Origin of the sequence: Stappia indica (assembly GCF_020177335.1) — a bacterium.
GTDB classification, from domain to species: domain Bacteria; phylum Pseudomonadota; class Alphaproteobacteria; order Rhizobiales; family Stappiaceae; genus Stappia; species Stappia indica_B.
Genome location: NZ_JAIVMG010000010.1, coordinates 52608 through 70916, shown reverse-complemented (window position 1 = coordinate 70916; position 18309 = coordinate 52608). Strand labels below are relative to the sequence as shown.

General features: G+C 67.5%; 17 protein-coding genes. 6 read left to right on the top strand and 11 right to left on the bottom strand.

Translation table 11 applies throughout. From position 1 onward, the window contains the following. Positions 1-38: 38 nt before the first annotated feature. On the top strand, positions 39-968 hold the full coding sequence (locus LC062_RS14340) for a MurR/RpiR family transcriptional regulator (RefSeq protein WP_224911721.1): 930 nt from the start codon (positions 39-41) through the stop codon (positions 966-968). Here LC062_RS14340 and pcaQ read toward each other — a convergent pair. Further along, entirely contained in the window at positions 925-1866 is a 942-nt protein-coding gene (gene pcaQ, locus LC062_RS14335; RefSeq protein WP_224911720.1) for a pca operon transcription factor PcaQ, read from the bottom strand. The genes LC062_RS14340 and pcaQ overlap by 44 nt on opposite strands. Before the next feature lie 101 nt (positions 1867-1967). Here pcaQ and pcaD point away from each other — a divergent pair, with 101 nt between their 5' ends. Genes pcaD through LC062_RS14310 form a run of 5 tightly spaced genes read left to right on the top strand, consistent with a single transcriptional unit; the run spans position 1968 to position 5807 of the window. After that, positions 1968-2768, top strand: a complete 801-nt coding sequence (gene pcaD / locus LC062_RS14330; protein ID WP_224911719.1) for a 3-oxoadipate enol-lactonase — start codon at positions 1968-1970, stop codon at positions 2766-2768. 2 nt (positions 2769-2770) lie between these two features. Beyond that, complete coding sequence (gene pcaC / locus LC062_RS14325) at positions 2771-3181, top strand: 4-carboxymuconolactone decarboxylase (RefSeq protein ID WP_224911718.1); 411 nt, start codon at positions 2771-2773, stop codon at positions 3179-3181. Beyond that, positions 3168-3890 carry a protocatechuate 3,4-dioxygenase subunit beta gene (gene pcaH / locus LC062_RS14320; RefSeq protein ID WP_224911717.1) on the top strand — a complete coding sequence of 241 codons (723 nt, stop codon included), beginning with the start codon at positions 3168-3170 and terminating at the stop codon, positions 3888-3890. The genes pcaC and pcaH overlap by 14 nt, the downstream gene beginning before the upstream one ends. Continuing rightward, positions 3887-4438, top strand: coding sequence for a protocatechuate 3,4-dioxygenase subunit alpha (pcaG, locus tag LC062_RS14315; protein WP_224911716.1), 552 nt, complete (start codon positions 3887-3889; stop codon positions 4436-4438). Before pcaH ends, pcaG begins: the two co-directional genes overlap by 4 nt. A 34-nt stretch (positions 4439-4472) precedes the next feature. Then, positions 4473-5807 (top strand): lyase family protein, encoded by a 1335-nt coding sequence (locus LC062_RS14310; protein WP_224911715.1) that lies wholly within the window; start codon positions 4473-4475, stop codon positions 5805-5807. 38 nt (positions 5808-5845) lie between these two features. Here the strand turns inward: LC062_RS14310 and LC062_RS14305 are convergent, their stop codons facing one another. The 10 genes from LC062_RS14305 to LC062_RS14260 form a co-directional block, all read right to left on the bottom strand. After that, positions 5846-6790, bottom strand: coding sequence for an ABC transporter permease (locus LC062_RS14305; RefSeq protein ID WP_224911714.1), 945 nt, complete (start codon positions 6788-6790; stop codon positions 5846-5848). Continuing rightward, a complete protein-coding gene (locus LC062_RS14300) occupies positions 6787-7866 on the bottom strand; it encodes an ABC transporter permease (RefSeq protein WP_224911713.1) in 1080 nt (359 codons plus the stop codon). The genes LC062_RS14305 and LC062_RS14300 overlap by 4 nt, the downstream gene beginning before the upstream one ends. Next, positions 7863-9413 (bottom strand): ABC transporter ATP-binding protein, encoded by a 1551-nt coding sequence (locus tag LC062_RS14295; RefSeq protein WP_224911712.1) that lies wholly within the window; start codon positions 9411-9413, stop codon positions 7863-7865. The genes LC062_RS14300 and LC062_RS14295 overlap by 4 nt, the downstream gene beginning before the upstream one ends. A gap of 167 nt (positions 9414-9580) precedes the next feature. Next, positions 9581-10585 carry a BMP family protein gene (locus LC062_RS14290; RefSeq protein ID WP_224911711.1) on the bottom strand — a complete coding sequence of 335 codons (1005 nt, stop codon included), beginning with the start codon at positions 10583-10585 and terminating at the stop codon, positions 9581-9583. Positions 10586-10858: 273 nt separating this feature from the next. Continuing rightward, on the bottom strand, positions 10859-12427 hold the full coding sequence (gene murJ / locus LC062_RS14285; protein WP_224911710.1) for a murein biosynthesis integral membrane protein MurJ: 1569 nt from the start codon (positions 12425-12427) through the stop codon (positions 10859-10861). Between the two features lie 9 nt (positions 12428-12436). Further along, complete coding sequence (locus tag LC062_RS14280) at positions 12437-15253, bottom strand: [protein-PII] uridylyltransferase (RefSeq protein WP_224911709.1); 2817 nt, start codon at positions 15251-15253, stop codon at positions 12437-12439. Between the two features lie 123 nt (positions 15254-15376). Then, the gene (locus LC062_RS14275) at positions 15377-15748 is read right to left on the bottom strand and encodes a helix-turn-helix domain-containing protein (protein ID WP_224911708.1); all 372 of its coding nucleotides are present in this window, start codon (positions 15746-15748) and stop codon (positions 15377-15379) included. Then, positions 15745-16326 carry a Smr/MutS family protein gene (locus LC062_RS14270; RefSeq protein ID WP_224911707.1) on the bottom strand — a complete coding sequence of 194 codons (582 nt, stop codon included), beginning with the start codon at positions 16324-16326 and terminating at the stop codon, positions 15745-15747. Before LC062_RS14270 ends, LC062_RS14275 begins: the two co-directional genes overlap by 4 nt. Then, positions 16323-17399: a murein transglycosylase A gene (mltA, locus tag LC062_RS14265; protein WP_224911706.1), complete on the bottom strand. Its 1077-nt coding sequence runs from the start codon at positions 17397-17399 to the stop codon at positions 16323-16325. Before mltA ends, LC062_RS14270 begins: the two co-directional genes overlap by 4 nt. A gap of 134 nt (positions 17400-17533) precedes the next feature. Continuing rightward, a complete protein-coding gene (locus tag LC062_RS14260; protein WP_224911705.1) occupies positions 17534-18250 on the bottom strand; it encodes a Tim44/TimA family putative adaptor protein in 717 nt (238 codons plus the stop codon). Between the last annotated feature and the right edge of the window lie 59 nt (positions 18251-18309).

Sequence of the window (18309 nt, the reverse complement as noted above, 5' to 3'; positions counted from 1 at the left end):
ATGTCAAATGGATTCCGGAAGCAGGAGCGAACCGGGCGATGCCTCAGTCCCTGGCGGAGGAAATCCGCAACCGACTGTCCGAATTCACCACCACCGAGCGGCGGGCGGCGCTGGCGTTGCTTGCCAATTATCCTATCCTGGGACTTGGCACGGTGGCCCAATTCGCCCGGGCGGCGGGGGTCAGTTCCCCCACCATCCTGCGCTTCGCCGCGCGCATCGGCTTTGCCAGCTACCCGGCCTTGCAAGCGCGCCTGCGCAGCGAACTGGAAGACCAGATCAACTCGCCGCTGGCACGGGTCAAGGGCGGCCCGAAAGCGGGTGACGCCGGCATTTCCACCATCGCCGAGGCCTGTCTTACCAACATTCGCGAGACCTTTCGCCACCTGCCGGCCTCCGAACTGGAGGCGGTGGCGGCGCTGCTGGCGGACGAGCGGCGCGGGCTTTATCTGCTCGGCGGGCGCTTCACCGATGCCCTGGCCCGCTACATGGGCGCACATCTGCGCATTCTGCGCGGCGGTGTCACGCATATCGCCGGACAGGAAGGCAACTGGCGCGATTTCCTGATCGACATGGGCCGGCGCGACGTTCTGGTGGTGTTCGACATCCGGCGCTATCAGGCGGACCTTGCCCGGCTTGCGACCGCCGCTGCGGATCGCGGCGTCACCATCATCCTGATCACCGACAGCTGGCTGTCGCCGATTGCCAGCGTGGCGACCCATGTGCTGCCGGCGCGAGTCTCGGTACCCTCGCCCTGGGATTCCACCGCCGCGCTGATGACAATCGCCGAGGCGCTGGTGGCCGGCGTCACCGGCGCCGATCCGGAGCGGGCGGAGCGGCGCATGGCCATGCTCGAAGCCTATCGCGACGACAGCGACCCCGCCCGGCCGCAGCAGCCGGCCGCAGGCGAGGACAGGCCGGAGCCCCTCAAGTCGCCGGATCCACAAGCAGATCGCCCCGGGCACTCCTGACCGCCGCACGCAACGCGCTCACGAAACGCAACAGGTCCGGCGATCCCGCGTCTTCCGCCCGGGTCGACAGACCGACCGGGCCAAGGGTGATGCGGGTGTCCACCAAGAGCTCGGCAAGCGTGCCCTCGGCCAGGTCGTTGGCCACCACACCTTGCGAGATGATCCAGACCGCGTCGGAGGACCGGACGAAGGCACGGCCGAAGGCATTGGAGACCGTCTCCACCCGGCGGGGCAGGCGGCCAATGCCATTGGCCACCACCAGCCGTTCCACCAGCGGCCGGATCGCCGCCGCCGCGCTGGGATACAGCACGATGTAGTCCGGCAGGCGGGCGAGATCGGGCTGGGCCAGCAGCGGATGGCCGGGCCGGACCACCAGCGACACCTGTTCGGAGTAGAGCTGGACGAAACTCAGCCCCTGCATCGCCTCCGGATGGCCGAGCCGACCAATCACCGCCTCCAGCGCGCCGGTGCGGAGCTGATCGAGCAGGTGCCCGTTCGGTCCGGTGACGATATCGAGGGTCGCCCCCGGACCGCCTTCCAGATAGAGCGCCACGGCGCGCGGGATCACGCTGGCGGCCACACTCGGCAAGGCACCGATGCGGATCAGCGTCTCTCCGGCCATCGCCGCCTGTTCAAGCCCGTCAATGCCCTGGCGCAGCGCCGCAACCGACAGGCTGGCGTAGTGGCGGAAGATCTCCCCTTCCGTCGTCAGCGCCACCCCGGCCCGGCCCCGCTCCATCAAGGTCACGCCGAGGCGGTCTTCCAGTTCCTTCAACGTCCTGGAAATCGCCGGCTGGGTCACGGACAGCGCCGCCGCCGCCTCGGTCAGGCTGAGGCGCCGGGCGATTTCCAGAAAGGCGGTCAGGTGCCGCAGCTTGATCCCGGCGTCGACCTGCATGAACGCTCCTTTGGTTATGAAACTGCCGATATTTCTCATTTTACATTACCATTTCAAATGAGCATGGTGACCCTGAGGTCGTACTTGGCAAGGGGAAAACGGTGAGAGCGATACGGCACGACAACCGGGTGCTGCACGCAATGTTGCGTCCGGGCAGCGGCGACCAACCTGGCCCCGCCGTGGCCTTTTCCAATTCCCTCGGCACGGACCTGCGGATCTGGGACCGGGTGATCTCTGCCCTCCCCTCCGACTGGCACCTCCTGCGCTACGACACCGCCGGCCACGGCCTGTCCTGCGGTGGCGGCGGTATGTCAATCAAGGATCATGGTGCTGATCTGGTGGCCCTGATGGATGCCTTTGACCTCGACCGGGCGGTGATCGTCGGCCTGTCGGTCGGCGGGCTGATCGCCCAGTCCGTGGCGCTCACCCGGCCGGAGCGGGTCGGCGGCCTTGTCCTCAGCAACACCGCCGCGCGGATCGGCACCCCCGATCTGTGGACCCAGCGCATCGCGGCGATTGCCGAAGGCGGCATGGCGGCGATTGCCGATGCGACCATGGAGCGCTGGTTCTCCGCCCGGTTTCGCCGCGAGTGCCCCGACGATCTCGCCCTGTGGCGCGCCATGTTGGCGCACACCCCGGCGGACGGGTACACGGCGCTGGCAGTGGCGATCCGTGACGCGGATTTTCGCCCCCACGCCAGTCGGATCACCGCTCCCACCTTATGCATCGGCGCCAGCGATGATGCCGCCACGCCGCCCGATGCGGTGCGCGCGCTTGCCGGGCTGATCCCCGGCGCGGTGTATCAGGAGCTTTCCGGCCCCGGCCATCTGCCCTGCATCGAGGCGCCGGAGGCCATGGCCGGGCTGATCCGCGCCTTCATCGACAGCAAGGTGTCCGCATGACCATGACCCGAAAAGACATCGGCCTTGCCACCCGGCGCGCCGTCCTGGGCGAGGCGCATGTGGCGCGGGCGCAAGCTGCAACGACGGCCTTCGATGCCCCGTTTCAGGATCTCATCACAGAGGGCGCCTGGGGCCGGGTCTGGACCAGCGAGGCGATCAGCCGGCGGGAGCGGTCGATGCTGACCATTGCGCTGCTGGCCGCGCTCGGCCATGACGAGGAACTGGCCATGCATTGCCGGGCAACGGCACGCACCGGCGCCAGCGCGGAGGATGTGCGCGAGGCGCTGATGCATGTGGCAATCTATGCCGGGGTGCCGGCGGCCAACCGGGCGCTGAAGATCGCCAAGGCGGTCTTTGCCGAGATGGCAACGGAGACGGACAACGCAAAGGGTGGGGACCATGACAAGGGCTGATTTTTACCGGCGCGACCGGAGGCAGCATCCGGTGCCGCTCTCGCCCGGCTACAAGAGCACGGTGCTGCGCGCGCCGCTCAGGCCGCTGCACGCGGTGGAGCAATCGGCGCTGGAACGCAGCGGCCCGGCGCTTGGCAATACGGCGCTCGGTCCGCTCGACCATGACCTGATCCGCAATGCCGCCCAAGGCGGCGACGCCCTCGGCGAGCGCATCTACGTGTTCGGCCAGGTGCTGGACGAGAACGCCCGACCGGTTCCGAACGCGCTGATCGAGATCTGGCAGGCCAATGCCGCCGGGCGCTATGCCCATGTGAAGGATGGCTATCTGGCACCGCTCGATCCGAACTTCTCCGGCTGCGGGCGCTGCGTCAGCGACGGCGAGGGCCGCTACCTGTTCCGCACCATCAAACCCGGCCCCTACCCCTGGCCGAACAACGGCTCCGACTGGCGCCCAGCGCATATCCATCTGTCGATCTTCGGCGAGGCCTTTGCCCAGCGGCTGGTGACCCAGCTTTACTTCGAGGGCGATCCGCTGATCCCGCTCTGCCCAATCGTCAACACCATCCCCGATCCGGCGGCCATCGACCGGCTGGTGGCGCGGCTCGACATGCGCAATCAGGAGCCGTTCGACTGCCTCGCCTATCGCTTCGACATCGTCTTGCGCGGCCGGCGCCAGACCCATTTCGAAACCCGGCCGGAGGGCGCATGATGATTGGCAAGCTACAGGAAACGCCGTCCCAGACCGCCGGGCCCTATGTGCATATCGGCACGGCGCCGCAGAGCATCGGCCGGCCGCCGCTGACCGGACAGCCGGGACCGCGCGCGGAGGCGGAGGGCGAGCGGATCATCATTGAGGGAACCGTCTTCGATGGTGCCGGCGCGCCGCTGCGCGATGCCATGCTGGAGATCTGGCAGGCGGACAGTGCCGGAAGGGTCGGCGCAGAGGGGCTGTTCGCCCGCTGCCTGGCCGATTTCGACACCGGGCGCTATCGCTTCGAGACCGTGCGCCCCGGCCCGCACCGGGAGGGACAGCCCGCCCATGTGGCCCTGCTGATCTTCGCGCGCGGCATCAATTTGCATCTGCACACCCGTATCCACTTCCCCGAGGAGCGGGAGCGCGTCGCCGCAGATCCGGACCTGCGCCGGCTGGAGCCTGAGGCGCGCGAGACGTTGATCGCCACCCAGGAAGCGGCGGGGCACTACCGGTTCGACGTCCATCTTCAGGGCGCGAACGAGACCGTCTTCTTCGATATCTGACCGGGAAGCCCGCAACCGGGCAGGAGCCACCACCATGTCCTCCTTCACCTCGCCGCTCTACCGCGACCTCTTCGGCGACCCGGAGACGGCGACGCTTCTGGACCCGGCGGCGGAGCTCTCCGCCATGATCGAGGTGGAACGGGCACTGGCCCGGGTTCAGGCCCGCTGCGGGATGATCCCGGAAGCTGCCGGCGCGGCGATTGACAGCCAGCTCAAGACCTGTCTTCCCAACCCGGCGGACCTTGCCGCCGGCACCGCCTCCGCCGGCGTCGCGGTGCCGGCCCTTGTCGCTGCCCTGCGCGACCGTCTGGGAGAACCGGGCGCCGATTACCTGCATTTCGGCGCCACCTCGCAGGATATTGTCGACAGCGCCCTGATGCTGCGCTGCGCCCGGTTGCTCGCCCTTTACGAAACCCGGCTGGAAACGCTGATCGCCGCGCTCTGCGGGCTGGCGTGCGATCACGCCGGCACGGGGATGGCCGGGCGCACCCGCGCCCAGGCGGCAACGCCGATCAGCTTCGGCCTGCGCGCTGCAAACTGGGCCCGGCCGCTGGCGATATTGCTCGCCCGGCTGCGCACGCTGCGGCGCGGCGGCCTGCCGGTGCAGCTGGGCGGTGCCTCCGGCGACCGCTCGATCCTCGGCGGCGATGGGCGCCGGGTCGCCGACGCCCTGGCCATGGAGCTCGGCCTTGCCCCTTCCGTACCCTGGATGACCGACCGACGCCCCATCGGCGACATTGCCCATCTGCTTTCGTCCCTTTGCACGGCACTCGGCAAGATCGGCGCGGATGTCCTGATCGCCAGCCGGTCCGAGATTGGCGAGATCCGGCTTGAGGGCGCCGGTGGCTCCTCAACCATGCCGCAGAAACAGAACCCGGTGGCGGCGGAAGCGGTGATCGCGCTGGCGCGCACAGCCTGCGGGCTGGCGAGCCTGATCGGCACAAACGGCATTCACGCGGAAGAACGCGATGGCGCGGGCTGGATGGAAGAGTGGCTGGTGCTGCCGCAGCTTTTCGCCGCCAGCGGCGCCGCGCTTTTGCGGGCCGGTGAGCTGGTCGCCGCGCTGCGCCCCGCCCCGGAGGCCATGGCGGCGACGCTGGAGGCAAGCGGCGGGCTGCTATTGGCCGAGCGGCTGTGCTTCGCCCTGCTGCCGCATCTGGGGCGCGCGGGCGCGCAGGCGCTGGTCAAACGGGCGGCGGTGACCGCCCGGGCCGAAGGAACACCGCTGGTCGCAGTGGTCCAAGCCCTGAGCGATGCTCCGCTCGACTGGGCGGCGCTCGCCGATGACGCGGCGGGGCTTCAAGCCGCCGCCGCCATGACCGAGGAGATCCTGGCGGAGATCGACGCCGTTCTGGCGAAACAAGCTTAGCAGAGGTCGCGGCGGCGGGATTGCCCGCCGCGCACCGCTTACCTCTGGCCGCGGAAATACGGCTTCAGCATTGCCCTTGGATAATCCGCCTTGCGGGCGACCACCACCAGCGCGGCAATCGACAGAAGATAGGGCATCATCAGGAACACCTGCCCCGGCACTACACCCCCCACCTCTGTCTGCAAACGCACCTGAAAAGCATCGAAGGCGCCGAAGAGCAGCGCTCCGATCAGCGCCTTGCCCGGCCGCCAGGAGGCGAAGACCGTGAGCGCAATGCAGATCCAGCCACGGCCGTTGACCATGTTGAAGAAGAACGCATCGAAGGCGGACATGGTCAGAAACGCCCCGCCCAGCGCCATCAACGCCGAACCGGCGACCACCGTTCCCATGCGCAGCAGCGTCACCGACAGACCCTGCGCCTCGATCGCCGAGGGATTGTCGCCCACGGCGCGGATGGCAAGGCCGAGCGGCGTGCGGTAGAGCACGAAAGCGACCACGACGACGAATGCCAGCGCCAGGAAGGTCAGCGGGGTTTGCTGAAACAGCGCCGGGCCAAGGAAGGGCAGGTCCGACAGATAGGGAATATCGGCCGGCTGGAACGCCTCGATGCGCGGCGGCGAGGACACATCCGGCAGGGCGGTGCGGTAGGTGTAGTAGCTGAGACTGGTGGCGAACAGCGTCACGCCAATGCCCGAAACATGCTGCGACAGGCCGAGCGGCACGGTCAGGATGGCATGGACGAGCCCGAAGGCCGCACCGGCGAGCGCGGCCACCAGCACCCCGCCCCAGAGGCCGGCGCCCAGCCAGACCGCCATCCAGCCGGCCATCGCCCCGGCGGTGAAGATGCCCTCGATGCCCAGGTTGAGAACGCCGGCCCGCTCGCACAGAAGCGCACCGAGCACGCCAAAGATCAGCGGCGTGGCGATGCGCAGGGCCGCCGCCCAGAAATTCGCCGTCAGCAGGATCTCGAGAATGTCGCTCATGCATCCGCCTTTCGCGCTTTCGGGGTGACAAGGCGGATTCGGAAGCGAACGAACAAGCCGGAGACCAGCACGCAGATCAGCGATGTGGCCACCACCAGATCCGCGAGGTAGTTGGAAACGCCAATCGCCCGGCTCATGGAATCGGCGCCGACGAAGATGCCGGCGATGAACAGCGCGGCGAAGACGACCCCGAGCGGCGACAGGCCGGCCAGCATGGCGACGACAATGCCCGTATAGCCGAAGCCGGGCGACAGGTCCGCCGTCAAATAGCCTTTCAGCCCAGCCACTTCGCTGACACCGGCGAGACCGGCAAGCGCGCCGCTGAGCAGGCCGACGCGCACGAAGGTGGCAGTCACCGGGATGCCCGCGTGCCGGGCAGCCTCCGGGTTTTCGCCCACCGCGCGGATCTCGAAGCCCCAGACCGTGCGCTTCAGGAAGACATGCACCGCTATCGCCATTACCAGGGCCAGGATCAGGCCCGAATGCACCCGCATCCGCTCCAGCAGCTTGGGCAGCATCGCCTCATCGAGCATCGGCTCCGACTGCGGCCAGCCCATGCCCATCGGATCCTTCATCGGCCCTTCGAGCATCATCTGCACGGCGAGGATCACCACGAAATTGAGGAGCAGGGTGGTGACCACCTCATCGGCGCCGAGCCGCACCTTCAAGAGGGTCGGCAACAGCATCATCATGCCGCCGGCAAAGGCCCCGGCGAGCACCACCAACGGGATCAGCAGGGCGGGCGGCGCGGAGATCGCGCCGGTGCCTACGGCAACCGCCGCCAGCGCCCCGGCATAAAGCTGGCCCTCGCCGCCGATGTTCCACAGCCGGGCGCGGAACGCCACGGCGGCGGCCAGTCCGGTCAGGATCAGCGGCGTTGCCCGGGCCAGCAGTTCGGAAAAGGCAAAGACCGACCCGAAGGCGCCCCTGGCCATCAGAAGATAGGCCTCAAGCACCGGTGCGCCGGCGGCGGCAATCGGCAGGCTGGCGAGCAGAAGGGCCACCAGCGCGGCAGCCACCGGCGCGCCGATCCGGCGGGCGGGGGAGACGTTTTCGCGCGGCTCGAAGCGGATCATGCGGCCTCGCTTTCGGTATGGTGCCCGGCCATCATCAGCCCGACGCTTGCCCGATCGAGCTCTTCGCTCGGGCGCGGCGCGCTGAGGTGGCCGCGATGGATGACGGCGATACGGTCGGACAAGGCGAAGAGCTCGTCGAGATCCTCGGAGATCAGAATGACGCCGGCGCCGCGCGCCCGCGCCGCCAACAGACGGCGATGCACATCGCCGGTGGCGCCGATATCGAGCCCGCGCGAGGGCTGGGCGGCGAGCACCACCACCGGGCCGGCATCGAGGGTGCGGGCGAGCACGATCTTCTGGATGTTGCCGCCGGACAAGAGCCGAGCGACCGCACCGCCACCCGGACAGCGAATGTCGTAGGCGGCGATCGCCTCGCGCGCCCTTGCGGCGATGGCGGCAAAATCGAGAAAGCCGAAGCGCTGATAGCGGCGCCCACGGATTTCCTCGATGACGAGGTTTTCCGCAACCGTCATGGCGCCGACGACGCCATCGCGATGGCGATCCTCGGGAATACGGGCAATGCCGCTGCGGATCATATCTCCCGCATCATGGGCATGGACCGGCTTGTCGCGCAGGAAAAGATTGCCGCGTTCGGCCGGAAGCAGACCGGACAACAGCCGGGCAAGGGTCGCCTGACCGTTGCCGGAGACCCCGGCGATGCCGAGGATCTCGCCCTCATGCAGGGTAAAACCGACATCGCGGATGCTGTCGCGCCCCTCACCGGCGGTGACCCCATCAAGGGTGAGCAGCGCTGCACCGGGCGCCTTCGGCTCGCGCCGGCTCGGCGTCACCGCATGGCCGACCATCAGTTCGGCGAGCTTCTGCCGGTCGCACTCGGCGGTTGGCAAATCCGCCACCTTGCGCCCCAAACGCAGCACGGCCACCCGGTCGGAGGCAGCCAGCACCTCGGCCAGCTTGTGGGAGATGAAGACAATGGCGATCCCTTGCGCGGCAAGGGATTTCAGCGTCGCGAAAAGCGTGTCCGATTCCTGCGGGGTCAGCACGGCGGTCGGCTCATCGAGGACGAGCACCCGGGCATCGCGGTAAAGCGCCTTGAGGATTTCCACCCGCTGCTGCTCGCCCACGGACAGGCGCGAGACCCGGATGTCGAGGTCAACCTCCAGCCCCGAGCGGCGCATCAGCTCAGCCAGTCGTGCCCGGGCGTTGCGCCCGGCAAGGCCGGGGCGGATCAACGGCACGGTGCCAAGCACGATGTTCTCGAAGGCGGTGAGGTTTTCCGCCAGGGTGAAATGCTGATGCACCATGCCGATGCCGGAGCGCAGCGCGGCGCCCGGCGACCCGGGTTCCATCGGCTGGAGCCGACCATCGGCGCCCGCCACCGAAACGGTGCCCTCGTCGGCGACGTAATGGCCGAACAGGATGTTCATCAAGGTGGTCTTGCCGGCACCGTTCTCGCCCAGCAGCGCGACGATCTCGCCGCGTCGCAGCTCCAGATCAACGCCCTCGTTGGCCATCAGCGCGCCAAAGCGCTTGGTGATGCCGGACAGTGCCAGCACCACCGGTTGTTCGCCCGGACCCGTGGTCATAGCCTCTCCCTCACTACCTGCCGCGCCTTGCGCCCCAGTCCGGCGCCGGTGCCCCGCGCCGGCTGGCAGGCTCGCTTCTTCTTGTCATGACTTTTCTTCGGGGCGGGAGGCCTCCGCCGGCAGGCGGAGGCACGTGCCTGGCTGCGGCCCCGTGGCCGCAGCGCCGGTTACATGGTCGACTTGGGTTCGCCGTCGTTGACGTTGACCCGGAACAGACCGTCGCGGATTTCCTGTTCCTTGGCACGCGCGGCGGCCACCGCGTCGGCATCGGCAAGGCTCTCGTCAACGACGAAGCTGCCACCGCCATGGCCCATGTAGCTGTACTGGCCATAGTCGATCGGCTCGAAGGCATCGCCGGAAACCACCTCGACCACCCGGTCGATGGTCGGCTCCATGTGCCACAGGGCACTCGACAGGATCGTGCCGGGATAATCGGCGGCGGTGTCGATGACATTGCCGATGGCCAGAATGCCCTTTTCCTTGGCCGCGTCGGAGACGCCGAAGCGCTCGGCGTAAAGGATATCCGCGCCCTTCTCGATCATCGCAAAGGCGGATTCCTTGGCTTTGGGCGGATCGTACCAGGAGTTGATGAAGGTCACGAGGAACTTGACGTCCGGATTGACCGCCTTGGCGCCATCCATGAAGGCGTTCATCAGCCGGTTGACCTCGGGGATGGCATAGCCGCCGATCATGCCGATGACATTCGACTTGGTGGCCTTGCCGGCGATCATGCCGGTGAGATAGCTCGGCTCGTGGATCCAGTTGTCGAACACGGCGAAATTCGGCTTGGCCGGACCGAAGGACGACCCCATCAGGAAGGCGGTGTCCGGATATTCGGCCGCGACCTTGCGCGCCGCCCGCTCCACGGCGAAGGCCTCGCCGATGACCAGATCCATTCCTGCTTCCGCATATTCGCGCATCACGCGCTCATAGTCGGTGTTGGCGACGTTCTCGGAGTAGGCGTAGGTGACGTCGCCGCGTTCCTCGGCGGCCTTCAGCGCCGTGTGGATCCGTCCGACCCACTGCTGCTCGACCGGAACCGTGTAGATCGCGGCAACCTTCAACGGCTTGTCCTTGGCGATCGCGGGTGCCCCGGTGACCGCGATCGCGGCCGCCGCGGCCAGACCGAGAGCGGCCCGCCGCGTAACGGCAAAACGGGAAAGAAATGCCATGTGTTTCCCCCTGGCGCTTGGATGATGCGGCTGGATTTGACCATAGAACAGGCGCGCTCACAATGGAGGCAGACCTGCCGCCAAGCTGTTTTTTGAACGAATGGACAAAATTTGATCGTTTGGGCAAATTTTCAGCGCCAGCCGGCAAGATTTCCCGCATCGCACACCCTGTTCATGCCGCATCGCACCTTGGCCAGCGGTGCCAAAGACCCAGGCGGAACGGCTTTGGACGCAACGTCAACTTGGGCACCCCAGCCTTCCCGCTCCTGGCCCTCAGCTTTTACCGGTACGGCGCCGCGCGCGGCTCAGGAAGCTCTTCAGGTCGACCACGCCGGTCAGCTGCGTGAACAGCGCGAACATGATCATCCCGCTTGCCACCAGCGCCGCCAATGCGGCAAAGCGGATCACCAGGAGCGGCGAGGCCAGTGCGCCGGCCAGCATCATCCCGCCGGCATAGACCCCAACGCCCATCAACACGCTGGCCAGCGCCAGCAGCGGCAGGCGCCGCCGCGCACTCGGGTCGAGACGGAAATGCCCGCGCCGCCACAGCGCGCCGGCGAGCAATCCGGTGTTCACCCATCCGGCCAGAGTGGTGGCAAGGGCAATGCCCACATGACCGAGAAACGGCGACAGGGCCAAGGCGCCAATCACATTGACCGCCATGCCGACGCCGGCGAACCACATCGGCGTCACCGTGTCTTCGCGGGCGAAGAACCCGGGCGAGAACACCTTGTTGAGCACGAAGGCCGGCAGCCCGGCGGCATAGGCGACAAGCGCCGCCGTGGTGGCGGTTGTCGCCGCCGCATCGAAGGCGCCGCGCTGATAGAGCACGGAGACGATGGCCTGCGGCACGACGATCAGCGCCACCGTCGCCGGCAGGGTCAGCGCCAGCGCGAATTCCAGCGCGCGGTTCAGCGTCCGGTTGGCCCCCTGGTCCTCGCCGGAGCGCAAGCTGCGCGACAGGTCCGGCAGCAGCACCACGCCAATGGCGATGCCAACGACGCCCAGCGGCAACTGGTAGATTCGGTCCGCATAGTAGAGATAGGAAACCGCACCGGCCTGGGCCGAGGCGATGATGGTGCCGACGGCGATGTTGATCTGTGTGATGCCGCCGGCGACGACACCGGGAATGCCCAGCGCCCAGAGCCGCTTGACCGCCGGTGTCAGGCGCGGGCGGCGCAGGGGCACGGAAAATCCCATGTGCCGGACCGCGCCATAAACCAGTGCAAGCTGGGCAAGCCCGGCCACGGTCACGCCCACTGCAAGGGTCGCGCCGAGCCCGGTGCCCGGCTCCAGTCCGCTGGCCCAGATCCCGCTGAGGACGATGATCATCACGATGTTCAGCACCACCGGCGCCAGCGCGGCGGCAGCGAACCGCCGATAGGTGTTGAGAATGCCGGACAGGAAGGCGACCAGCGACATGCACAGCAGATACGGGAAGGTGATGCGCGACAGCAGCACCGCCAGATCGAACTTTTCCGGATCGCTGGCAAAGCCCGGTGCCAGCACCCAGACCAGCGCCGGCATCGCCACCTCGGCCAGTGCGGTCAAAGCCAGCAGGGTCCACAACAGCGCGGCGAGGATCTCGGCGGCGAACCCACGCGCCCCCTCGTCGCCGTTCTCCTCCACCGACCGGGCGAACAATGGCACGAAGGCGGAGTTGAACGCCCCTTCGGCGAACAGCCGGCGAAACAGGTTCGGCAGGCGAAAGGCGACGAAGAAGGCATCGGCGACCGGCCCGGCGCCGACGAAGGCGGCGATCATCACATCGCGGAAGAAGCCGAGCACACGACTTGTCATCGTCGCGCCGCCGACGGTCGCGAAATTGCGGAGCAAGCTCATGGAACCTCGCTATACGGCGCTGGTGCGGCGCGGTCGCCGGCGCCCGGGCTCCTCGCCCTCTTCGCCGTCGACGGCCTCGCACAACCGCGTGCGAATGGCTTCCTGCCGGCCGATATTGCCAATTTTCTGACCGGTCAGATCGGTCACATAAAAGACATCCACCACCCGCTCGCCGAACGTGGCGATATGGGCGGAATTGATGTTGAGATTGAGCCCCGAGATCGCCCGGGTCAGATCGAACAACAGACCCGGACGGTCCAGCCCGGACACTTCCAGCACTGTGTGCCGGTTCGACCAGGAATTGTTCACGAGCACCTCCGCCTCGATGCGGAAGGCCTTCATGCGTCCACGCGCTGCCGCCTTGCGGGCGACGCTGTCCGGCAGACGCTCCTGGCCGCGCAGGGCTTTCTCGATCAGGGTACAGATCCGCTCGCCGCGGCGCAGCTCATCGTCATCTCGCGGCAGTTCCCGGGAAATGAAGATGGTATCAAGCGCATAGCCGTCGGTGGTGGTGTCGATCTGCGCATCGACGATATTGGCGCCGGCGACGAAACAGGCGCCGGCGATGGTCGAGAGCAGCTTGGGATGGTCCGCCGCCAGAACGGTGATTTCGGTAACCTCCTCAAAGGCATGCGCCACCACGCGCGAGGCGAACCCGGTCGCCGCCGCATCCGCCTCGCGGATCATCTGCGCGTCCGCCAGCTTGCGCTCCAGCGGCACGCGCAGCCAGTAGGCCGGGTAGTGCCGCTCCAGATAGGCCTCCCGCGCCTCCGGCTCCCAGGAGGCCAGCGCCTCGGCCAGTTCGGCCTTGGCCGCCGCCACCCGCTGGTTGTGCGGCGCCTGACTGTGGCCGCCGCTCAACAGCGGCTCCGTCTCATAATAAAGCGTGCGCAGCAACTGCCCCTTCCAGCCGTTGAACACATTCGGCCCGACGGCGCGGATATCGGCAACGGTGAGGATCAGCAAGAGCTTCAGCCGCTCAAGGCTCTGCACCACGCGGGCGAAATCCTCGATGGTCTTGCGGTCCGACAGATCGCGGGACTGGGCAATGGTGCTCATGTCGAGGTGATGCTCGACCAGCCAGGCGACCGTGTCGGTCTCCGAGGCGCTGAGACCGAGGCGCCGGCACAGGCGCCGGGCGATGCGCGCACCGGCGATCGAATGATCCTCAGGCCGCCCCTTGGCGATATCATGCAAGAGCATGGCGACGAACAGCACCTTGCGGTTCTGGATCGTCCGGATCAGATCGGTGGCCAGCGGATGATCGTCGCCGGCCTCGCCGCGCTCGATCTCGCCCAAAACGCCGATCGAGCGGATCAGATGCTCATCGACGGTGTAGTGATGATACATGCTGAACTGCATCATCGCCACGACCTTGCCGAAATCCGGCAGAAACCGGCCCAGAACGCCGGTCTCGTTCATCTTGCGCAGCAGGGTTTCCGGATCGCTGCGCGAGGTCAGAACCTGAAGGAACAGCCGGTTCGCCTCCGGGTCCTCACGCAGCTGCGGACCAATCAGCTTGAGCGAGCGGCGCACCCGTTTCAGCATTTCCGGATGCAGCATCGCCGCCTGCCGTTCGGCAAGGGCGAACAGCCGAATGAGATTGACCGGATCCTTCTCGAAGGCGCTTTCCGAAGCCAGGTTGAGCCGGCCATTCTCGATGACGAATTCGGGAAACCCCTTGACCGCGCGGCGCCGGCGGTTGCGGCCGGTGAGCTGGCCGATCAGCCGCGACAGCGGCTGCGGCGCCTTGGCGTGCTGTTCCTCCAGCGCGGCACAGAAGATCCGGGTCAGATCGCCCACATCCTTGGCCACGAGGAAGTAATGCTTCATGAAGCGCTCGACGTCCTTCATGCCCGGGTGCTGGGTATAGCCCAGCCGCACGGCAATCTCGCGCTGTACGTCGAAGGACAGCCGCTCCTCGGCCCGCTTGGTGAGAAAATGCAAGTGGCAGCGCACCGCCCAGAGAAAGTCCTCACCCTTCTTGAACCGCTGATAATCGGCACGGGAGAACACCCCGGCCTTGATCAGGCCGGCGCCGGAGCGGACCCGGTAGAAATATTTCGAGATCCAGAACAGGGTGTTGAGGTCGCGCAAGCCCCCCTTGCCCTCCTTGACGTTGGGCTCGACCAGATAGCGCGAGGTGCCCTGCCGCCGGTGGCGCTCGTCCCGCTCGGCCAGCTTGGCGGCGATGAACTCCGGCCCGGAGCCGGCGACCACCTCCGTGTCGAAGCGGCGGACCATGTCGGCGAACAGCGCCTTGTCGCCCCAGATGAAGCGCGCCTCCAGAACCGCCGTGCGGATCGTCATGTCGGAGCGGGACAGGCGCAGGCATTCCTCCACGTTGCGGGTGGCATGGCCGACCTTCAGCCCCAGATCCCACAACATGTAGAGAATGTATTCGACCACCTGCTCGCCCCAGGGCGTCTGCTTGTAGGGCAGCAGGAACAAGAGATCGACATCCGACCCCGGCGCCAGGGTGCCCCGGCCATAGCCACCGACGGCCACCACCGCCATGCGCTCGGCGGCGGACGGGTTCTTCACCCGGTAGACGTGATGCAGCGCATAATCGTAGATGACGCGGATCACTTCATCCTGCACATGGGACAGGCGCCGGGCGCACAGGGTACCGCCACCATCCTCGAACAATCGCTCCTCGGTCACCTCTCGCGCCTGACGCATGGCCGCCTTCAGCAAGGAAAGGACTTCACCGCGCACACGCATGTCCGACCCGTCGCCATCATAGGGCGCGGTGAGGGCCGTCAGCTGGTGGCGCAGCTCCTGCGAATCGATCAGTCCGGCAAGCGGATCCGCTGTCTTGCTCATGGGTTCAGGTCCGCGTTCTTCCTGTGTTTTGGCCGCGCCGGTCTATCCGGTTTTCGTGCAAGCGGAGCGGGAGGGTACGCGCCCGGCCGCATCCGGTCGAGTCCGGCGTGCAACATGCCCGCCTCACACGCCATCGCGCGCGGCCGCCGCCTTCACCTGGTAGAGCAGCTGTTCCAGGCTCTGCTTCGACAGACCGTCGATCTTCTGCGCCAGCAGATTGGCAAGTTCGGTCGCTGCCGGATCAAGCCCGCCGGTATCGATGGTGACCTTCGGGTCGGACATTTCGGCAAGCCGCTGCAGCTCCTCCGCCTCGTCCCAGATGACATTGAAGAAGGCAATGATCCGCTGCACCATGAACCAGGTCGGCCGGCCACGCCGGCCATGTTCCAGCGCCGACAGATAGGCGGACGAGACCGCCAGCGCCGCCGCCATGTCGGCCTGGGTAATGCCGCGCTTCTTGCGCAACTCCCGCACCTTGGCGCCAAAAGGGGTCACAGGCGCCCTCCACGTCCCGCCTTGCGCAGGCGCACATAAAGAGCACCGCCACCGCCATGAGTGGCGTGCGCTTCCTCAAACCCGACCACCAACGACCTCATTTCGGGAAAGGCGAGCCATTGCGGCACCACCCGGCGCAGAATGCCGCGCCCTTCCGCCGCCATGCTGCCCGCGCCCTTGCCGGTGATCACCAGCACCAGGGTGAACCCGCGCGCCTGCGCCTGAGACAAAAACCCACGCAGCCGCACATGGGCCTCGGCCTGGGTCAGGCCATGCAGGTCGATCCGGGCATCGATCGACCGGGTGCCCCGGGCCAGCTTGCGGCGCTGACGCGGCTCGATCGGCGCCAGCGGCGGGGGGGCAGGGCGCGCCGGCGGGCGAAGCGCCGTCTGGGTCTTGGACGAGGTTGGTCGGCCTGCCTTTTCCGCTGGCGCCTCTCCGGCTTCCGGCGTCTCCGGTTCCACCGGCTCGGGCCGCACCGAGCGTCCGGGCAGCGGCGTGACATGGGCGGTGATCTGGGCCCACAGCTTGCGCTCATCGGGAGACGGCAGGCGTCCGCCCTTGCGTCCCCGGCTCACGAGGCGCCTCGCGGCAGCAGCACCGTCATCGCCGCCTCATGCTGGATCGGGCCGGCCTTCTCACCCGCCGCCGCACCGGAGCCGAAGAACACATCGCCCCGGGCAGCTCCAGTGATTGCCGAGCCGGTGTCCTCGGCCAGCATCAGCCGGTGGAACGAACGCATCCCGCCGCCCGCCGCCAGCGGCAGTTCCGCCGAGACGAACACCGGCGCGCCGTAGGTGTGAAAGCCTGCATCCACCGCCAGGCTGCGGCCGGTCATCAAAGGCAGGCCCGCAGCTCCGACGGGCCCCTCCTCAGGCGAGACCTCGGTGACCTCGCGAAAGAAGATGTAGGAGCGGTTGCGCCGCAAGACCGTGTCGATTTCCTCGGGATTTTCCGCCAGCCAACCGCGCAGCACCGACATGGTCACCGTGCCGGGCTCGGCCAGCCCCCGTTCGATCATCACCCGGCCGATCGGCGCATAGGGATGCCCGGTCTTGCCGGCATAGCCGACCCGCATGACACCGCCCTCGTCCAACCGGATGCGGGCGGACCCTTGCACGTGAATGTAAAACGCATCGACCGGATCGGCGAGCCAGACCAGCTCCAGCCCGCGCCCGGAGAGCGCCCCGTCCATGATGGCGCCACGATCCGGCGGGCGTCGGAGGGTGCCGTCACGGCCACGAAGCCCGAACGGCCAATCCTTGTCGGCCCAGGCCGGGCGGTTCGCCTCGGTGAGCGCCACCAGCTCGGGCGGGCGCCGCAGGAGTGGATAGGGATAGGCGGCGCTCTTCGTCCGGGCGCCTCGATATTCCGGTTCGAAATAGCCGGTCAGGAACCCTTTGGCGGCGATCCGGTGCGGCGTGAAGCCATCCTCGAAGAAACGGCGTGCGGCCGAAGCGTCCGCTGCCGCCCAGGCCGCCCGGGCGCTGGGGCACAGCGCAGAAAGCGCCTCGGGGTCGATGCCGAAGCTGCCCTTCTTACCGGCAAAGCCCGTGTCGCAATGGCGCAGGAAAGCCGCGAGCGCGGCCCGGTGGTCATCCTCCTCCCACCCGGGCACGTCGGTAAATGTTATGGGGTGCAGAAGAGGCATTGCCTGTCCGGGCTTGTCGGATGCGGCTGGCGCCGGCGAGGCTCCGGCCAAGACCATCCCGGCCATCAGCAGCAGAACGCCAAGAGGGGCGGATGGTGACCGCCCCTCGATGGATCCCGGCCGGGCCACGGCCCTTACTCGACCGATTCGGTCGCGACCAGCTTCCAGTTGGGATCACGCGATCCGGTGTCCCGCGCGAAGGTCCAGATGTCGGTGACGTCGCTCACCGTGTTGGGGTCGCCATCGACGATGGCGCCATCCCGGTCCCGCGTCGCGGTGATCAGTTCGCTGCGGAACTTCACCGTCACCTGCGCGGTGCTGCCCTTCATCGCCGCCTCGACGATATCGGCCTTGTCGATGCCGACGAAGGTGGACTCGATGGTCTCGCCACGGGACTCCCGGTCGGAAATCGCGGCGACGAACCCTTCGTAGACATCCTTCGACAAAAGCCCCTTCAGGGTCTTGCGGTCACCGGCGGCGAAGGCCGACACGATCATCTCATACGCCGCACGCGCGCCCTGCAAGAAGCCCTGCGGCTCGAACGAGCTGTCCGCCGACAGGATCTTGCGCAACGCCTCGTTGAGGGCAGAGCCTTGCGGCGCCACCGTTTCCAGCGTCGCCGTCTGCGCGGCCGGCGTCGACGACCCGCCCTGTCCCGGCAGCGGGATGACGTTGTCTTCCACCGGCGCGGGACGCGCCGAGGCGTCCTTCTCCCGATCCGGAGCCGAATAGGGGTCGAAAGGCGGCCGCTCGTGACCTGTCCGCTTGCCCAGAACGCTGCGCAGCCTCAGGAAGATCACGACGGCCAGAACCAGGAAAATGATCGTGGTGACGTCGAACATTTCGCTCATTTCATTTCCGGTCGGTTGACATCAAGGGGAGCGCTTGCCGCCTGGCGACGCCCGGGCCG

Coding starts and splice junctions, on each gene's coding strand:
- LC062_RS14340 (WP_224911721.1), top strand. CDS start 39: ATGCCTCAGTCCCTGGCGGAGGAAATCCGCAACCGACTGTCCGAATTC.
- pcaQ (WP_224911720.1), bottom strand. CDS start 1,866: ATGCAGGTCGACGCCGGGATCAAGCTGCGGCACCTGACCGCCTTTCTG.
- pcaC (WP_224911718.1), top strand. CDS start 2,771: ATGACCCGAAAAGACATCGGCCTTGCCACCCGGCGCGCCGTCCTGGGC.
- pcaH (WP_224911717.1), top strand. CDS start 3,168: ATGACAAGGGCTGATTTTTACCGGCGCGACCGGAGGCAGCATCCGGTG.
- pcaG (WP_224911716.1), top strand. CDS start 3,887: ATGATGATTGGCAAGCTACAGGAAACGCCGTCCCAGACCGCCGGGCCC.
- LC062_RS14310 (WP_224911715.1), top strand. CDS start 4,473: ATGTCCTCCTTCACCTCGCCGCTCTACCGCGACCTCTTCGGCGACCCG.
- LC062_RS14305 (WP_224911714.1), bottom strand. CDS start 6,790: ATGAGCGACATTCTCGAGATCCTGCTGACGGCGAATTTCTGGGCGGCG.
- LC062_RS14300 (WP_224911713.1), bottom strand. CDS start 7,866: ATGATCCGCTTCGAGCCGCGCGAAAACGTCTCCCCCGCCCGCCGGATC.
- LC062_RS14295 (WP_224911712.1), bottom strand. CDS start 9,413: ATGACCACGGGTCCGGGCGAACAACCGGTGGTGCTGGCACTGTCCGGC.
- LC062_RS14290 (WP_224911711.1), bottom strand. CDS start 10,585: ATGGCATTTCTTTCCCGTTTTGCCGTTACGCGGCGGGCCGCTCTCGGT.
- murJ (WP_224911710.1), bottom strand. CDS start 12,427: ATGAGCTTGCTCCGCAATTTCGCGACCGTCGGCGGCGCGACGATGACA.
- LC062_RS14280 (WP_224911709.1), bottom strand. CDS start 15,253: ATGAGCAAGACAGCGGATCCGCTTGCCGGACTGATCGATTCGCAGGAG.
- mltA (WP_224911706.1), bottom strand. CDS start 17,399: ATGCCTCTTCTGCACCCCATAACATTTACCGACGTGCCCGGGTGGGAG.
- LC062_RS14260 (WP_224911705.1), bottom strand. CDS start 18,250: ATGAGCGAAATGTTCGACGTCACCACGATCATTTTCCTGGTTCTGGCC.